Origin of the sequence: Streptomyces sp. NPDC018693 (assembly GCF_044391385.1) — a bacterium.
Classification (GTDB): Bacteria; Actinomycetota; Actinomycetes; order Streptomycetales; family Streptomycetaceae; genus Streptomyces.
In genome coordinates this window covers 333,459-350,068 of the sequence record NZ_JBIRZZ010000001.1, presented here as the reverse complement: position 1 = coordinate 350,068, position 16,610 = coordinate 333,459, and the positions used below count along the sequence as shown (strand labels likewise).

The window sequence follows — 16,610 nt, the reverse complement described above, 5'->3', positions numbered from 1 at the left end:
GTGTTTCGGAACCGAGGCGCACCTACCCGGACTTTTCCGAAAACTGAGGTGATCTTTCCGTCCGGAATTTGTCCTTCCGCGCTCGTTTCAGCCGCTCAGCGCGGTGCGCAAACGCTCGCTGTCGGTCGTCGGCGCGTCACACGTGAAGTTACGGCAGACGTACGCGGTCGGTTCACCGCCGACGAGCATCCGGTCGGCCAGCAACGGAAACTCGCCACTCTCCGTGGTTCCGTAGGCCACGACCGCTCCGGGTGCGGTACCGAGCAGCGCCGTCCGGTGCAGCGCCTTCGTGGCCGGATCGTCCAGCGCGGGCCCTACGACGGCCACCTCCCGCGGCCCGTCCAGCGCCGCCTCGGCCACCGCCAGCCCCCACCCGATGAACCGCGGCACCCGCGGCCCGAGCGCCTTCACCACGCCGAGCGCCTTCCCGGCCGCCGCCCGGTGCGGCTCGGCACCCGTGTGCGCCGCATAGCCGAGCAGCGCCCCCGCGGCCGCCGTCCACCCCGACGGCGCGGCGTTGTCGGTCGGATCCTGCGGCCGCCGGATCAGCTTCTCCGCGTCGGCGGCCGTGTCGAAGAGCGTGCCGTCCTCACCGGTGAAACGGGCCAGCACATGGTCGAGCAGGAACCCGGCGAACTCCAGCCAGACACCCTCGCCGGTGACGGAGGCGAGGGCCAGGAACCCCTCGGCGACATCCGCGTAGTCCTCCAGCACCCCCGCGTGCGCCCCGGCCCGCCCGTCCCTGCTCGTACGGACCAGCCGCGCCTGGTCGTCCAGATGCAGCCGTACGAGGAGATCGGCGGCGGCGACGGCGGCCTCGACCAGGTCGGGCCGGTCGAAGTAGGCGCCGGTCTCGGCCAGCGCGGCGATCGCCAGCCCGTTCCAGGCGGCCACCACCTTGTCGTCCCGGCCGGGCGCGGGCCGCTCGGCGCGGGCGGCGAGCAGCCGGCTCCTGACGGATTCCACCGTGTCGGCGTCGAACACGCTTTCCTGCTGCGGGAGTTGCAGCACCGAGGAGCCGTGCTCGAAGGTGCCCTCCTCAGTGACACCGAAGTACCGGGCGGCGAGCTCCGCGTCCTCCCCGAGCACCTCGCGGAGCTGCTCGGGCGTCCAGACGTAGTACGCCCCCTCCACATGCCGGCCGGTCCCGTCGTCGCTGTCGGCGTCGAGCGCGGACGCGAACCCGCCCTGTGCCGTGCGCAGTTCACGCACCATGAAGTCCGCGGTCTCCAGCGCGACCCGACGCGCCAACACCGACCCGGTCGCCCGCCACAGATGCGCGTACACCCGGCACAGCAGGGCGTTGTCGTACAGCATCTTCTCGAAGTGGGGCACCACCCACTCCCGGTCCACGGAGTACCGCGCGAACCCGCCGCCGAGCTGGTCGTAGATCCCTCCGCGCGCCATGCGCTCACACGTGTCCCGCGCCATCTCCAGCGCACCCTCGGACCCGGTCCGCGCATGGTGCCTCAGCAGGAACTCGATCACCATGGACGGCGGGAACTTCGGCGCCCCGCCGAACCCGCCGCGCTGCGGATCGTACTCCCGGGTGAGCCCGAGCAGCGCCCGCGCCAGCTCCTCCTCACCGGGCGCCTGGGTCCCCCCGTAGTCGATCTCCCGCCGGGCCAGGTCCCGCACGATCGTCCCGGCCACCTCGGCGACCTCGTCCCGCCGCCCGTCCCAGGCCGCCCGCACCCCCTCCAGCACCTGCCGGAAGGACGGCATGCCGTGCCGGGGCGCCGGCGGGAAGTACGTCCCGAAGTAGAACGGCTCGGCGTCCGGCGTCAGAAACACGGTCATGGGCCAGCCGCCCTGTCCGGTGGCCGCCTGCACGGCCTCCATGTACACGGCGTCGACGTCGGGGCGCTCCTCGCGGTCGACCTTGATGTTGACGAAGTGGGCGTTCATATAGGCGGCGACTGCTTCGTCCTCGAAGCTTTCCGCGGCCAGAACGTGGCACCAATGGCAACTGGAATAGCCGACGCTCAGATGAACAGGCACGTCTCGTTCTCGTGCCTCCGCAAAGGCCGCTTCTGACCAGGGCCACCAGTCGACGGGGTTTTCGGCGTGCTGAAGGAGGTACGGGGACGTCTCGTGAGCCAGTCGGTTCGGCATGGCCCCATCCTGCCTGAGAGCTCCTCCGGACTGGGGGACGGAGCGTCCTCAACGCCACGCGGGCCTCACTCCCGGCCGGACGACACAGCACGTGATCACGGCGGTAATGATCTCTCGGCGCGGCGACACCCCGTTCGACAATCAGCCCGGCAGTCACGGAAATCGCTCTGGTGATCGCGCCCCTCTCGCGCTGGCGCCGCCCGCGAAGGACACTCGGGGACAGGGAAGTTGCCGCCGGAGGGGGCGTGACATGCGGGACAGTCATCGGGCGGAGGCCGAGCGGCTGCTGGCGCGGGCCGTGGAGGACGAAGTACGCCGCTCAGGCGGCCGTACCGACGCAATGGTGCTGCTGAGCCGCGCGCGCTCGGCCCTGGACGCGATGGCGCAGACGGCGGCCGTGGAGTACGAGGCGTACACCCGGGCCCTGGACCAGGCGGAGGCCGGCCGGATCAGCTTCGCGCAGCGGTACGCGCGCGAAGGGGGCCGGACCCCCTTGCTGGTCGCGGGGGTCGCCGCCGCCACCGCCGTAGTGGCCGACCTGGCACTGGGCACCGGCGCCGGCACGGCACTCGGCACCGGCGTGACCGTCGGCCTCGTCGGCGCGGCGGCCACCGTCGTGAAGGTCGCCGGGGTCCATCTGCCCGCCGCCCACCACCGGGCCGGCGCCGCGAGCCAGCCCGGCGGGCCGGAACAGCTGCGGCTGCAGTGGCTGACGGCGCTGGAGGTGCGGGGGATCCGCCCGTTCCTGGACCAGCAGCGGGTGCTGGCCGCGACCACCGGGCCGAAGAAGGCGGGCCCGCAGCTGCGCGGCACGGACAAGAGCGCGGCGGCCCGCGGGCGGACGGTGCTGGAGCAGTCGTTCGGCCAACTTCCGGAGGCGGCCGGTCCGTTCGCGGGCCGCCGGCAGGAGCTGGCGCGGATCCGGCAGTGGGTGCAGGCGGCACGGGCCAGCACCCGGACCCGGCCGACGGTGGTCGTCCTGCACGGGGAGCCGGGCAGCGGGCGGACGACGCTGGCGATCCGGGCGGCGCATGATCTGCGGGACCAGTTCCGGGGGGCGTGCGTGGTCGATCTGCGCGGCGACAGCGGTGATCCGGGCGGCGACCGGGCCGATCCGCACGGCAACAGCGCCGGCCCGGGCGGCCACCCCGTCGGTCTGCGCGGCAACAGCGCCGACCCGCGCAGCGACCGCATGACGGAGCCGCCGCTGTCCACGCGGGACGCGCTGCTGCATCTGCTGAACCGGCTCGGCGCTCCCCGTGAGCAGCTCCTCTTTCGTGAGCGTTCCTCCCCCGACCAGCAGTTGAAGCGGCTCAGCGAGCTGTATCACCAGCATCTGACCGGGCTGCCGGTGACGGTGATCCTCGATGACGCCCGCGACGCGGAGCAGGTCCGCACCCTCGTACCGGAGCGCTCCGACAGCCTCGTCCTGGTCACCGCGCGCTCCCCGCTGGAGCTGCCGGCCGAGCTGGCGGCGTGGGTGCACCAGCTGCCGGTGGAGCCGCTGGCGGCGGCGGGCGCGGAGGAGCTGCTGGGCGCGGTCGCGCAGGATGCCTCCGGGCCGTACGACGCCGAGGCCGCGGACCGGGTCACCGAGCTGTGCGGCGGGCTGCCGCTGGCGCTGCGGATCGCGGGCGCCTCGCTGGGCCCGCGTTCGCCGCGCCGGCTGGCGACCGACCTGGGCGCGTACGGTCCGGTCGCGCCGGTGGAGCGGGCGCTGTGGCTCGGCTACACCGACCAGCCGGAGACGACCCGGCGGCTGCTGCGGCGGCTGGCGCTGGCGGGCCGGGCCTCGCTGGGCGCTGCGGCCGCGGCCGCGCTGCTGGCCACCGACCGCGCGGAGGCGCACCGCCATCTGGTGGCGCTCGCCCGGGCGGGCCTCGTCGACCAGGTGCGCGGCGACCGCTACCGGCTGCACGACCTGGTCCGTTCCTTCGCCGCGGCCCGGCTCGCGGACGAGGAGGAGCCGGCCGAGCTGACCGCCGCGCAGGAACGCCTCATCGTGAGCTACGCCGAGCTGGCCGACTCGGTGCTGCGCCTGGTCGACGGCAACATGTCGACGCGCTCGGACCGTTTCACCCCGCACGGCTTCACCTCGCTCGACGAGGCGCTGCGCTGGCTGGACGACGAGTCGAGCTTCATCACGGCGGCCCTGCGGCACACGGAGGGCGTCAACCAGGCGGCCGTACTGTCGCTACTGGGCGCCCTGTGCGACTACTGCCTGCTGCGCGGCGACCTCTACCGACTGGGTGAGATCAGCGAGCTGGCACAGTCCGTCGACCAGGGGCTGCTGGTCCGCTCGGTGCAGTGGCGCACCGGTATCGCGGCCCGTCAGCTGGGCGAGCTGGACAAGGCCCGCACCACGCTGACCTCGGTCGTCGACCTCTATTTCCAGGCGCATCACGACGCCGGCGCGGCCCGCGCGCTGTGCTCGCTGGGCATCACCCTGCACCACCAGGGCCAGCTGACCGAGGCGGCCGCCAAGCTGCGTGAGGCGCTCGACCTTCAGGCGGCCCCCGAGCTGGCCACCGACCGTGCCTGGACGATGCACGCGCTGGCGGCGGTGCAGCGGGACCGGGCCCGGCTGGCGGAGGCCCTGGAGCTGCTGGAGCAGTCGCTGGTACTGCACCGCGAGGGCGGCTCCGTGCACGGCGAGGCATGGGCGCACTTCCAGCTCGGCCAGCTGCGCCTGCGGCGCGGGGAGGTGCCGGAGGCGGAGACGGACCTGCGCCGGGCCCTGGAGCTGTACGGCCGGACGCGGGACGCGCGCGGCGAGGCATGGGCGCTGACCCAGCTGGCGCGGGCCCGGCTGGTCGGGGGCGACCCGGCGCCGGCGGTGGACGGGCTGCGGCGGGCGGCCGCCCGGCACCGCGACAACGAGGACGCGCGCGGCGAGGCATGGACGGTGTACTACCTGGGTCTGGCCCTGGAGGAGACGGGCGACCTGGACCAGGCGGTGCGTGAGCTGGAGCGCTCCCGCTCCCTCTTCTCCCGGATGCGGGACGTCTACGGCCTGGCCTGCGCCCGTCACCACTCGGCCCGGGTCACCCGCGACCAGCGGGCCGCCCAGACCGGCTCGCTGCGCAACTCGGGCTTCGCCCGGCAGCTGCTGGTCGACGCGCGCGCCGACTTCCAGCGCATCGGCGTCGCCCACGGCGAGGCGTGGACGTGCCTGGAGCTGGCCGTCGTCGACGCGGGCAACGCGCGTACGCCGCAGGCGCTGGCCCTGTGCGACGAGGCGGCGGGACTGTTCGCGTCGTACGGCGACCGGCGTGGCGAGGACTGGGCCCGCTTCCTGCGCTGCACCCTGCTGCCGTACGCCTCCCCCGGCGGGGTGGAGGTCGGTACGGCCGTCGCCCAGCAGGAACTCGCCCAGCTGGCCGACGCGCCCCACCCCCTGCGGGACGCCAAGCTCACCGACTGCCTCGGCGCCTACCGGCTCCTGCTGGAGCGCGGTGTGACCCTGGAGTCCGGCTGGCAGGGCTGGCGCCTGGGCGTGATCCCGGGCAGACACGCCCGGGAGGTGATGGGGGTGGAGCTGCCGCCGCGCTGACCGCTCGGTGGCTCAGCCCTTCTGCGGCTTCTCCCCGGCCCCTTCCGGGGCTCCCTCCCCGGAGGGGGCCGGGGCCTCCTTGAAGTCGACCCGTCCCATGTGCCGGTTCATGGACTTCATCAGCCCCCACACCGCCAACGCCATCACCGCGAAGACGATGAACCCGAGGACACCGGGGGTGACCTTGTTCTCGTCGATCTCTTTGGCGAGGGGGACGAGGTGGGCCGCTGCCACACTCACGCTTGCGCTCATGTCAGGCATTGTCCCGGATGCCCGCGAAGAGGTCGTCCTCGGGGAGGGAGGTGTCCACGAGCGACTTCGCCAGCTCGTACTCCTCCGTCGGCCAGACCTCCTTCTGGATCTCCATCGGCACCGTGAACCAGCCCCCGTCGGGGTCGATCTGCGTGGCGTGGGCGATCAGCGCCTTGTCGCGGATCTCGAAGAAGTCCGCGCACGGGATGTGCGAGGTGAGGGTGCGCTGCTTCATACCGAACTCGTCCCAGCGCTTGAGCCACTCGCCGTACGGCGACTCCAGGCCGCGGTCGAGCATCGCCTGGTGCAGCGCCTCGGTGCGGGGACGGTTGAAGCCCTGGTTGTAGTAGATCTTGAGCGGCTGGTAGGCGGGCCCGAACTCGTCCTCCGGGTACTTCTCGGTGTCCGCCGCGCCCTCGAAGGCCACCATCGAGATCTTGTGGGTCATGATGTGGTCGGGGTGCGGGTAGCCGCCGTTCTCGTCGTAGGTGGTGATCACCTGGGGACGGAAGGCGCGGATCTTCCGCACCAGCTCACCGGCCGCCTTGTCGACGTCCTCCAGGGCGAAGCAGCCGTCGGGCAGCGGCGGCAGCGGGTCGCCCTCGGGGAGGCCGGAGTCGACGAAGCCGAGCCACTCCTGCTTGATGCCGAGGATCTCGCGGGCCTCGTCCATCTCCTTCTTGCGTACCTCGTGGATGTGCTCCTCGATGTACTTGTCGCCCTGCAGCTTCGGATTGAGGATGGAGCCGCGCTCCCCGCCCGTGCAGGTCACGACCAGCACGTCCACCCCCTCGGACACGTACTTCGCCATGGTGGCCGCGCCCTTGCTCGACTCGTCGTCGGGGTGGGCGTGGACGGCCATCAGTCGCAGCTGGTCAGTCAAGACTCAATCCTCAAGTGTCGGCGCCCCGCGTCTAAGGGGGCTAACGGCGGCTTCTATAGTGACGGAATCGGGGGGCGAAAAATTCCTGGACCGGGTACCACGGACGGCTTTCGGACCGTCGCCGCCCCGCCGATGCCCTTGCCGAGAGGACGATCATGAGTACGACGGCGAGCCCGCGAGCGCCCGAGGGCCGCTACGGCCGTTCCTCGGACGAGCGCGCCGACCGCAGACTCAGGATCGCGGCGGGAGTGTGCGGCACGGTCCTGCTGGTCCTGGTGGGCTACTTCGCCTACCACTACGTCGGCCGGAACGAGATCAGCGCCCAGGTCATCACCTTCCAGGCGACGGACGACGCCGTCAAGGTGCACCTGGAGGTCCACAAGGACGCCGGCAGCAGCGGCTACTGCACGATCCGCTCCCAGGCCGGGGACGGCGCCGAGGTCGGCCGGGCCGACTTCCGCTTCTCGGGCCCGGACACGCGCATCGACCAGGTGGTCACCCTGCGTACGACGGCGAAGGGCACGACGGCGGAGCTGGTCGGCTGCCACGCGGACTGAGGTGTCTGCCGCCGGCCGGGGCATCGCCGCGTCGCCGCATCGCCCGGAATACGTAGGCTCTGACCTGCGTTGACGCGATTCTGATGGCTTATGTCCTCCCCCTTTCGCCACTGAATTGTTAGGCTCGTGGTTTCGCCCTCCCGTGGAGGTACATGCTTCTGGGTAGGGCGATGCTTTGTATTCCCAGTACCGACGAGGAGCACCTGTGACCCAGACCAGCGAGAACGTCACCTGGCTGACCCAGGAGGCGTACAACCAGCTCAGGGCCGAGCTGGAGTACCTGTCTGGTCCTGCGCGCACGGAGATCGCCGCCAAGATCGCGGCCGCGCGCGAGGAGGGCGACCTGCGCGAGAACGGCGGGTACCACGCGGCCAAGGAGGAGCAGGGCAAGCAGGAACTCCGAGTGCGCCAGCTCACCCAGCTGCTGGAGAACGCCAAGGTCGGCGAGGCTCCGGCCTCGGCGGACGGTGCGGTGGCGCCCGGCATGGTCGTGACGATCGCCTTCGACGGCGACGAGGACGACACGCTGACCTTCCTGCTGGCCTCCCGCGAGTACGCGAGCTCCGACGTCGAGACCTACTCGCCGCAGTCCCCGCTGGGCTCCGGCGTGATCGGCCACAAGGTCGGCGAGGACGCGGAGTACGAGCTGCCGAACGGCAAGAAGGCGTCCGTCCGCATCCTCAAGGCCGAGCCGTACAACGGCTGACCGCCCCCTTCCTCCTTCACACGCCCCCGGCGCCGATGCCTGCCGCCGGGGGCGCTGTCATGCCGCCGCCGAGCGGTACTTCCGTACCGCCAGGGTCCGGAACACGGCGATGATCAGGACCGACCAGATCAACGAGGCCCAGACCGGGTGCTGCATGGGCCAGGCGTCGGGCGTCTGGAAGCCCGGGGGAAGGTTCCCGAACAGCTCGCGGCACGCCTGGACGGTGGCGCTGAATGGGTTCCACTCCGCGATGTGCCGCAGGAAGGTCGGCAGCCGGTTGGCGTCCACGAAGGCGTTCGATATGAACGTCAGCGGGAACAGCCAGATCAGACCGCCGGAGGTCGCCGCTTCGGGGGTGCGCACGGACAGGCCGATGAGCGCGCCGATCCACGAGAACGCGTACCCGAGCAGCAGGAGCAGGCCGAACCCCGCGAGCACCTTGCCGAAGTTCTCATGGGTGCGCCAGCCGACGAGCAGGGCGACGACCGCCAGGACCACGAGCGTGAGCGCGGTCTGCACCGAGTCCGCGAGGGTGCGGCCGGTCAGCACGGCTCCGCGTGTCATCGGCAGGGAGCGGAAGCGGTCGATGAGGCCCTTGTGCATGTCGTCGGCGATGCCGGCGCCCGCTCCGGCGGTGGCGAACGTGACGGTCTGGGCGAAGATGCCGGCCATCAGGAACTCACGGTACGCCTGGGTGGAACTGGACGAGCCGACCTGGATCGAGCCGCCGAACACGTAGGTGAACAGCACGACGAACATGATGGGCTGCACCAGCCCGAAGATCACCATCTCGGGAATCCGGCTCATGCGGATCAGATTCCGGCGGGTGACGACCAGGGAATCGCTCACAGCGCTCATCGGGCGGTCTCCTTCTCCGTCTCCTCGTCCTTCGTCCCCTCGTCCTTCGCCTCGGCGGTGTGTCCCGTCAGGGAGAGGAACACGTCGTCGAGGGTGGGGCGGCGCAGGCCGATGTCGTCGATCTCGATGGCGCGGGCGTCCAGGTCGCGGATGACCTCGGCGAGGAGCTTGGCGCCTCCGGTCACCGGGACGGTGAGCTTGCGCATGTGCTCATCGACCGTCGTGTCGCCCTTGCCGAAGCCGCTGAGCACCTCGGAGGCGGCGGGTATGTCCGCGCGCTCGTGCACCACGACCTCGACGCGCTCCCCGCCGGTGCGGGCCTTGAGCTGGTCGGAGGTGCCCTGGGCGATGACACGGCCGTGGTCGACCACGGCGATGTCGTGGGCGAGGTGGTCGGCCTCCTCCAGGTACTGCGTGGTCAGCAGCAGTGTCGTACCGCCGGAGACCAGTTCCTTGATGACCTCCCACAGCAGCTGGCGGTTGCGCGGGTCCAGGCCGGTGGTCGGCTCGTCCATGAACATCACGGGCGGGGAGACCACCAGGGCCGCCGCGAGGTCGAGGCGGCGGCGCATACCGCCGGAGTAGGTCTTGGTGGGGCGGTCGGCGGCGTCGGCGAGGTCGAACTGCTCCAGCAGCTCGTCGGCGCGGGCCTTGGCCGCCTTCGCCTTCATCTGGTAGAGCCGGCCGACCATGTACAGGTTCTCGCGGCCGGTGAGGTATTCGTCGACCGCCGCGAACTGGCCGGACAGGCCGATCGAACGGCGCACGGCGTCGGGGTGCCTGAGCACGTCGACGCCGGCGACGACCGCCTTGCCGCTGTCGGGGCGCAGCAGGGTCGTCAGGCAGCGGACCGTGGTGGTCTTGCCCGCGCCGTTGGGTCCGAGCAGGCCCAGGACCGTGCCTTCCGGGACGTCGAGGTCGACGCCGTCCAGAGCCTTGACGTCTCCGAAGATCTTGACGAGACCTTCGGCATGGATGGCGCCTGGCATAAGAGTTCTCCACGTCGTCGGGGATACGTCTGGCGATACGCCCTAGACCATAACGCGATGTATCGCGAGTCTCAATGCGATTGTCGTAGGTGAACTCGAACGGGTGAGCAAGGTGGGGGACGTGTCAGTCGAGCACGGTGTGGCCCGCGTCGCGCAGCGCCTGACCGACCTCGGCGCAGTGCGCCGGGCCCTTCGTCTCCAGGTGGAGCTCCACCTCCACCTCCGTGAGCCCGAGCCGCGGGTCGGTCCGTACATGGCTCACGTCGAGGACATTGGCGTCGGCCACTGACAGCACCCCGAGCAGTGCCGCGAGGGCGCCCGGCCGGTCCGTCAGCCGGACGCGTACGGCCAGGTAGCGGCCCTGCGCGGCCATGCCGTGCCGCAGGACGCGCTGGAGCAGCAGCGGGTCGACGTTGCCGCCGGACAGCACCGCGACGACCGGTCCCTCGAAGGCGCCCGGCTCGTGCAGCAGCGCCGCGACCGGGCTCGCGCCGGCCGGTTCGACGACCAGCTTGGCCCGCTCCAGGCACAGCAGCAGCGCGGTGGACAGCTCGTCCTCCGTCACCGTACGCACCTCGTCCACCAGGTCACGGACCAGCGCGAACGGCACGTCGCCAGGCCGGCCCACCCTGATGCCGTCGGCCATCGTCACCGGGTTGCCGAGCGCCACCGGGTGCCCGGCCGTCAGCGAGGGCGGGTACGCCGCCGCGCCCTCCGCCTGCACGCCGACGATCCGTACGTCCGGCCGCAGCGACTTCACCGCCACCGCGACGCCCGCCGCCAGTCCCCCGCCGCCGATCCCCACGACGACGGTGCGCACCTCCGGGCACTGCTCCAGGATCTCCAGGCCCACCGTGCCCTGACCGGCGATGATGTCCGCGTGGTCGAAGGGGTGGATGAACACCGCGCCGGTCTGCGCCGCGTACTCCTGCGCGGCGGCCAGCGTCTCGTCGACCACCTGCCCGTGCAGGCGCACCTCGGCGCCGTAGTCCCGGGTGGCGCTGATCTTCGGCAGCGGGGCGCCCTTCGGCATGAACACCGTCGACGCCACACCCAGCAGCGACGACGCCAGCGCCACACCCTGCGCGTGGTTGCCCGCGCTCGCCGCGACGACCCCGGCGGCCCGCTCCTCAGGGAGCAGCCCGGCGATCCGGACGTACGCGCCGCGCAGCTTGAAGGAGCCGGTCCGCTGGAGGTTCTCGCACTTGAGGTGCACCGGTTCCCCGACGAGCTGGGACAGGTACCTGCTGCCCTCCATCGCGGTCATCCGCGCCACGCCCGACAGCATCTTCTGGGCGCCCCGCACATCGTCGAGGGTCACGGGCCGCAAGGAGTCAGCCGTGGTGTAGCTCATGACTCCAGCATCGCAGTTCACAGGCCGGAAGGGCCGCTGTGACCAACCGGTGAGACCGGTTTGCGCGGGGCAGGTACGGGGCGGCTTCGGGCCGCGTAACCTGTTTCCCCAACCCAGGACCCCTGATGAAGTGAGCCCCCGGCCATGCCCACAACGCCTGAGATGTCGATGGACATGACGACGGACATGACGACCGTCGGTGACACCGGTCTTCTCGACACGCTGCAGCACGAGGTCGCACTCTTCGCCCGCCGTGCCGAACAGACCCGTCTCGGCGGGGTCGGGCAGCTGCGCAACTCCATGGATCGCGCCGCGTATCTGCTGCTCAACCGCCTCGACAAAGAAGGCCCGATGGGTGTCAAGGCGCTGGCGGCGAGCATGGGCATCGACTCCTCGACGGTCACCCGGCAGGTCGCCCCGCTGGTCGAGACCGGCCTCGTCAAGCGCACCTCGCACCCCGAGGACGGGCGCGCGGTGGTGCTCCAACTGTCGCCGCGCGGGCAGTCGCGGCTGGAGGAAGTGCGCTCCTCCCGGCGCCAGTTGATGGCCGAGTTGACCCACGACTGGGCCCAGGAGGAGCGCGAGGCGTTCTGCGCGCTCCTCACGCGCTTCAATGGCGCGCTCTCGGCCAGGATGGCGGCGCACGGGCTTCCGGGCCCGGAGGCGTCACCGGCCGAGGCGTCCTGACTCTTGGCGGCGACCCGCACGCGCGCGTGAGCGCCGGTGCTGAGGAGCCCGGCCGATGCGGGGGTGCGCGCGGGCGCGCGAACAGGGGGCACGGGTGCGGGTGGCGCGTAGGGCATCGACCACCGCTGCGCGCAGGCGCCCGCCGCGACCAGGACCGGCCCGCCCACGCCGGCCGAGATCTCCTTCTGGTCCGGGCACCCGCACACGTGCGGGTATTACGACGTCGTAGCCGCGGGCCCCAGGGGCGACGTACGGGCACCCGCGCGCGGGCGTCACCGGGCAGATACCGGCCACGAAGCCCGGGATGCCCCGCGCACCCGCGCGCGTGCCGGTGTCACAGCCCGGTGCGCGCCTCTTGACCGCAGCGCCGCGGCTGGCCTCAGATGAGACCGGACGAGCCGGTGGGTCCGGGTGCGCGGGTCGGCGTCGGGGGAGGCGCGGTGCGGGAGAGGCGAGAGGTACAGGACGCGCGCCGGGCCCGCGAGTTCCAGGCGTTCGTCGCGGGAGCCGGGGGTCGGCTGCTGCACACGGCCACGCTGCTCACCGGCGAGACCCCGGCCGTCAACCCCCGCGCGCGCCGCCTGCTGACGCTGGCACTGGCGCACACGTACGCGTGCTGGGACCAACTGGGCGGTGAGGACCCTTACGACAGCACCCGCCGGTATCTGGCCGTCCGCTTCGCGCACGCGGCCTGGCACCAGTACGGCGGCCCCGGCCGCGCCCGCCCGCACCCCGACAGCCCACTGGCGCCGCTCACCCCGTGGGAGCGGCTGCTCCTGGTCCTGCGGTGGTACGAGGGCATCGCCGAGGAGCAGGTGGGCGCCCTGCTGGGCCTGACCGCGGAACGCGTCCACACGCTCTGCGAACGCGCCACGACCACCCTGCTGGCCCCTCCGCGCGCCCCGGCACCGCCCGTGACCAGCGCGAAGGTGGCCCCGTCATGACGCCACCGCGAAGGCGGCGGCGCCGATGAACCGTCCGCAGCGCGAGGCCGCCGTACGGCGCCTCCTTGAGGGCGAGGGCCCGCCGCCCCGCATACCGCCCGAGATGTACGCCGATGTCGTACGCCTCGGCTCCCGCCGCCTCCGCCGCCGGCGACTGGCCCGGCGCCTGCTGTGGCTGGCCGTGTGCGCGGCGGTCGTGGCCTTCACCGTCTGGTCCCTCACCGCCCGCCCCTGGGAGAAGCCCCCGTCGGACACGACACCACCCCTGACCAGCTGGTGAGCGGACCGACGCCATGGACCGGGCCCTCGATCCGCCCGGCCGCCTCCTCAGGCGACCGGGCCGGTCCGGCGGGCGGCGGGGCCTAGCCGAGCGCCTGCTGGAGGTCCGCCAGGAGGTCGTCGACGTTCTCGATGCCGACGGAGAGGCGGACCAGGTCGGACGGGACCTCCAGGGCCGAGCCGGCGGCGGAGGCGTGGGTCATGCGGCCCGGGTGCTCGATGAGGGACTCGACGCCGCCCAGGGACTCGCCCAGGGTGAAGACCTTGGCGCGGTTGCAGACCTCGACGGCCGCCTCCTCGCCGCCCGCGACCTGGAAGGACACCATGCCGCCGAACGCCCGCATCTGCTTGGCGGCGACCTCGTGGCCCGGGTGGTCCGGCAGGCCGGGGTAGAGGACACGCGTCACGCGCGCGTGCCGGGTGAGCATGTCGGCCACCTTGGTGGCGTTCTCGCTGTGCCGGTCCATGCGCACCGACAGGGTCTTGGTGCCGCGCAGCACCAGCCAGGAGTCGAAGGGCCCGGCGACCGCGCCCATCGCGTTCTGGTGGAACGCCAGTTCCTCGCCCAGCGCCTCGTCGCCGGTGATCAGCGCGCCGCCGACGACGTCGGAGTGGCCGCCCATGTACTTGGTCAGCGAGTGCACGACGACGTCCGCGCCGAGGGACAGCGGCTGCTGCAGGTACGGCGTGGCGAAGGTGTTGTCGACGACGAGCTTCGCACCGGCGTCCCGGGCGATCTGGGCGACGGCGGCGATGTCGGTGATGCCGAGCAGCGGGTTGGAGGGCGTCTCCACCCACACGACCTTGGTCTTCGGGGTGATCGCGGCCCGTACGGCGGCCGGGTCGCTGGTGTCGGCGACCGACCACTCCACGCCCCAGCGGGCGACGACCTTCGCGAACAGGCGGAACGTACCGCCGTACGCGTCGTTCGGGATGACCACGTGGTCACCGGGGCTGAGCAGCGTACGCAACAGGCAGTCCTCGGCCGCCAGTCCGGAAGCGAACGCGAGACCCCGGCGGCCGCCCTCCAGGGCCGCGAGGTTCTCCTCCAGGGCGGTCCTGGTCGGGTTGGCGCTGCGGCTGTACTCGTAGCCGCCGCGCAGACCGCCGACGCCGTCCTGCTTGTAGGTCGAGACCTGGTAGATCGGCGGGACGACCGCGCCGGTGAGGGGATCGGCGGTGTTGCCCGCGTGGATCGCGAGGGTCTCGAAATGCTGACTGATGTGCCTGTCACTCATGGACACCGAGCGTAGTGCGCCGGGGAACGCGCCGCGCCCGTACGGCCTCACGCCGGGCCCGCGCGGCGTCGCGCCGGAGTTTTCCACAGGCAGCCGGACCGGGGTTGGCCAATTGTCGGCGTGGTCTGGTTCGCTTGAGACATGGAGATTCTCTGGGGCCTGATGGCGACGCTCATGATCATCTTTGTGATGCTTCCCATCCTTCGACGCAGGCGCAACGCCGTCGGCCTGGTCTCGCCCGACCACCCGGACGCGGCGGACCCGGCGAACTACGGCTTCGTCCGCGAGGAGGAGCTGGACATCCGCATGCCCGGCCCCGACCAGGATCTGCTGGACGTCCTGGGCGTGGTCCAGCGCACCCAGGACCACCGCGCGGCCCAGCAGCTGCTGGCCGGCACGGAGACGGAGGGCGAGCAGCGCTGGCAGCGTGTGCAGGCGTTCGCGGGCGCGGCCGCGCTGGAGCTGCAGCAGCGGCCCGGCGGGGTCAGCGAGAGCCCGGGCGGGCAGTGGCTGCGGGTGTGGCGGGCCGAGGCGCCCAAGGACGCCGGGGGCGCGGCCGTGCACGCCGAGTTCCTGGTGCAGCAGGCGTGGCGGACGTCGACTCCGGGCACGGACGAGTTCCGGATCATCATGGAGGAGGCGAAGGATGCCTGCGGGCAGGCGGCGCTGCTGTCCCCCGGTGACCCGATCCCTTACATCATCGAGCTGTCGGTGGCCCGCGGCCTCGGCTACTCCCACCCCGAGTTCGAGCAGCTCTGGCTGAAGATCCTGGACCGGGCCCCGCATCACATGGGCGCCCATCTGGCGGCTCTGCACTACTGGTGCGAGAAGTGGCACGGCTCGCGTGAGCTGGCGTACGAGTTCGCGGAGAGCGCGGCGGCCCGGGCGCCGCGGGGCTCGCTGCTCGCGGCGCTGCCGCTGTTCGCGGTCTTCGAGCACCTGCCCGAGGTGAACCTGGTCCGGGGCTTCTACCAGAGCGAGACCGTCACGCGTGCGATGCACGGCGCCCTGCACGCGGTCCACTCGGCCCGCCCCGACGACCCGATGACCGCGCACGTCCGCCATCTGCTGGTGTTCTTCCTCGTCCGCGCGGAACGCTGGGCGGAGGCCATGCAGCAGCTGATACACGTCGACGGGCACGTCGGCGCCCTGCCCTGGACCCTCACCGCCGAACCGGCCGCGGAGTTCGCGGTGTTCCGCGCGCTGGCGGTGGCGGGCTACGAGGCGAACGGCGGCAGCCCGGCGACCCTGCACAACTGAGGGCCGGCCGTGGCCCGCGGGACCAGGATTGCGGGCTGGAATGCGGGCGGGCGGACAGGCGTTGTCACCGAAGCCCGAACCGACCGAGACGAACCACGAACAGGAACAGGGAGAACCGATGCTCTTCGGCCGTACGCCACAGCTCCCCACCCCCGAGCAGGCTCTGCGCGGCCGCCCGGAGCCGGCGTTCTCCGTCCCCGACCGCCACACCGTCCTGGGCAACCCGCTGCTCGGCCCCTACCCCGAGGGCCTGGAGATCGCGGACTTCGGGCTGGGCTGCTTCTGGGGCGCGGAACGCAAGTTCTGGCAGCTGCCGGCAGGCGTGTGGACGACCCTGGTCGGCTACCAGGGCGGTCACACCGAGAACCCCACCTACGAGGAGGTCTGCTCGGGCCTGACCGGACACACGGAGGTCGTCCGAGTCGTCTTCGACCCCAGCCTCATCTCCTACGACCGCCTCCTGAAGACCTTCTGGGAGTCCCACGACCCCACCCAGGGCTTCCGCCAGGGCAACGACGTGGGCACCCAGTACCGCTCGGCCCTCTACCCCCACACCCCCGACCAGACAGCAACAGCCGAATCCTCCCGCGCCGCCTACCAAAAGGTCCTCACCGCCTCCGGCTACGGCACGATCACCACAGAAATCCTCCCGGCCGAGAACCGCCCCTTCTACCCGGCCGAGGCATACCACCAGCAGTACCTCGACAAGAACCCAGCGGGCTACTGCGGGCTGGGCGGGACGGGCGTGTCCTGCCCGATCGGCGTCGCCAAGGCAGACGGCTGAGCCCCTTTCCCCCCGAGGCCACGACCACATTGCGGGCAGGGTGTCAGCAGGCTGCGGCTGCGGCTGTGTGGGGCAGGGGTCACACGAAAGGCGGTGACGGGTCGCGGGCTATGACCCCGGATGCCAGTGTGGGTTCGAAATCGGCGAACCC

The 16,610-nt window shown here is 71.9% G+C and carries 15 protein-coding genes; 8 read left to right on the top strand and 7 right to left on the bottom strand.

The genetic code is table 11. The annotated features are described in order from the left end of the window. Positions 1 to 87: 87 nt before the first annotated feature. Positions 88 to 2,115, bottom strand: a complete 2,028-nt coding sequence (locus ACH5AC_RS01710) for a thioredoxin domain-containing protein (RefSeq protein WP_398859537.1) — start codon at positions 2,113 to 2,115, stop codon at positions 88 to 90. 250 nt (positions 2,116 to 2,365) lie between these two features. Between ACH5AC_RS01710 and ACH5AC_RS01705 the strand changes: the two genes are divergently transcribed. Continuing rightward, complete coding sequence (locus tag ACH5AC_RS01705; protein ID WP_398859535.1) at positions 2,366 to 5,668, top strand: tetratricopeptide repeat protein; 3,303 nt, start codon at positions 2,366 to 2,368, stop codon at positions 5,666 to 5,668. Between the two features lie 12 nt (positions 5,669 to 5,680). On the opposite strand, the gene ACH5AC_RS01700 is transcribed toward ACH5AC_RS01705, so the two are convergent. Continuing rightward, positions 5,681 to 5,929, bottom strand: coding sequence for a hypothetical protein (locus ACH5AC_RS01700; RefSeq protein ID WP_398859534.1), 249 nt, complete (start codon positions 5,927 to 5,929; stop codon positions 5,681 to 5,683). Then, positions 5,922 to 6,803, bottom strand: coding sequence for a mycothiol conjugate amidase Mca (mca, locus tag ACH5AC_RS01695; protein WP_398859533.1), 882 nt, complete (start codon positions 6,801 to 6,803; stop codon positions 5,922 to 5,924). Before mca ends, ACH5AC_RS01700 begins: the two co-directional genes overlap by 8 nt. A 155-nt stretch (positions 6,804 to 6,958) precedes the next feature. Between mca and ACH5AC_RS01690 the strand changes: the two genes are divergently transcribed. Together ACH5AC_RS01690 and greA are read left to right on the top strand one after the other, a co-directional pair. Further along, positions 6,959 to 7,360, top strand: coding sequence for a DUF4307 domain-containing protein (locus ACH5AC_RS01690; RefSeq protein WP_398859531.1), 402 nt, complete (start codon positions 6,959 to 6,961; stop codon positions 7,358 to 7,360). Between the two features lie 205 nt (positions 7,361 to 7,565). Beyond that, entirely contained in the window at positions 7,566 to 8,066 is a 501-nt protein-coding gene (greA, locus tag ACH5AC_RS01685; RefSeq protein WP_398859530.1) for a transcription elongation factor GreA, read from the top strand. A 57-nt stretch (positions 8,067 to 8,123) separates the two neighbouring features. Here greA and ACH5AC_RS01680 read toward each other — a convergent pair whose 3' ends face one another. The 3 genes from ACH5AC_RS01680 to ilvA all read right to left on the bottom strand — a co-directional run bounded on the left by ACH5AC_RS01680 (position 8,124) and on the right by ilvA (position 11,267). Beyond that, positions 8,124 to 8,924 carry an ABC transporter permease gene (locus ACH5AC_RS01680; RefSeq protein ID WP_398859529.1) on the bottom strand — a complete coding sequence of 267 codons (801 nt, stop codon included), beginning with the start codon at positions 8,922 to 8,924 and terminating at the stop codon, positions 8,124 to 8,126. After that, positions 8,921 to 9,913 carry an ATP-binding cassette domain-containing protein gene (locus ACH5AC_RS01675; protein ID WP_398859528.1) on the bottom strand — a complete coding sequence of 331 codons (993 nt, stop codon included), beginning with the start codon at positions 9,911 to 9,913 and terminating at the stop codon, positions 8,921 to 8,923. Before ACH5AC_RS01675 ends, ACH5AC_RS01680 begins: the two co-directional genes overlap by 4 nt. Before the next feature lie 124 nt (positions 9,914 to 10,037). Beyond that, on the bottom strand, positions 10,038 to 11,267 hold the full coding sequence (gene ilvA / locus ACH5AC_RS01670) for a threonine ammonia-lyase (RefSeq protein ID WP_398859527.1): 1,230 nt from the start codon (positions 11,265 to 11,267) through the stop codon (positions 10,038 to 10,040). 174 nt (positions 11,268 to 11,441) lie between these two features. On the opposite strand from ilvA, the gene ACH5AC_RS01665 reads away from it, so the two are divergent. From ACH5AC_RS01665 to ACH5AC_RS01655, 3 genes are all read left to right on the top strand, one after another. After that, complete coding sequence (locus ACH5AC_RS01665) at positions 11,442 to 11,954, top strand: MarR family winged helix-turn-helix transcriptional regulator (protein WP_398860056.1); 513 nt, start codon at positions 11,442 to 11,444, stop codon at positions 11,952 to 11,954. Between the two features lie 440 nt (positions 11,955 to 12,394). Continuing rightward, entirely contained in the window at positions 12,395 to 12,898 is a 504-nt protein-coding gene (locus tag ACH5AC_RS01660; protein ID WP_398859525.1) for a sigma factor-like helix-turn-helix DNA-binding protein, read from the top strand. Between the two features lie 25 nt (positions 12,899 to 12,923). After that, positions 12,924 to 13,178, top strand: a complete 255-nt coding sequence (locus ACH5AC_RS01655; protein WP_398859524.1) for a hypothetical protein — start codon at positions 12,924 to 12,926, stop codon at positions 13,176 to 13,178. Between the two features lie 82 nt (positions 13,179 to 13,260). Here the strand turns inward: ACH5AC_RS01655 and ACH5AC_RS01650 are convergent, their stop codons facing one another. After that, the gene (locus ACH5AC_RS01650; RefSeq protein ID WP_398859523.1) at positions 13,261 to 14,415 is read right to left on the bottom strand and encodes a cystathionine gamma-synthase; all 1,155 of its coding nucleotides are present in this window, start codon (positions 14,413 to 14,415) and stop codon (positions 13,261 to 13,263) included. Between the two features lie 141 nt (positions 14,416 to 14,556). On the opposite strand from ACH5AC_RS01650, the gene ACH5AC_RS01645 reads away from it, so the two are divergent. Together ACH5AC_RS01645 and msrA are read left to right on the top strand one after the other, a co-directional pair. After that, positions 14,557 to 15,675, top strand: coding sequence for a hypothetical protein (locus tag ACH5AC_RS01645; RefSeq protein ID WP_398859522.1), 1,119 nt, complete (start codon positions 14,557 to 14,559; stop codon positions 15,673 to 15,675). A 118-nt stretch (positions 15,676 to 15,793) separates the two neighbouring features. Continuing rightward, entirely contained in the window at positions 15,794 to 16,459 is a 666-nt protein-coding gene (gene msrA, locus ACH5AC_RS01640) for a peptide-methionine (S)-S-oxide reductase MsrA (protein WP_398859520.1), read from the top strand. Positions 16,460 to 16,610 lie beyond the last annotated feature (151 nt).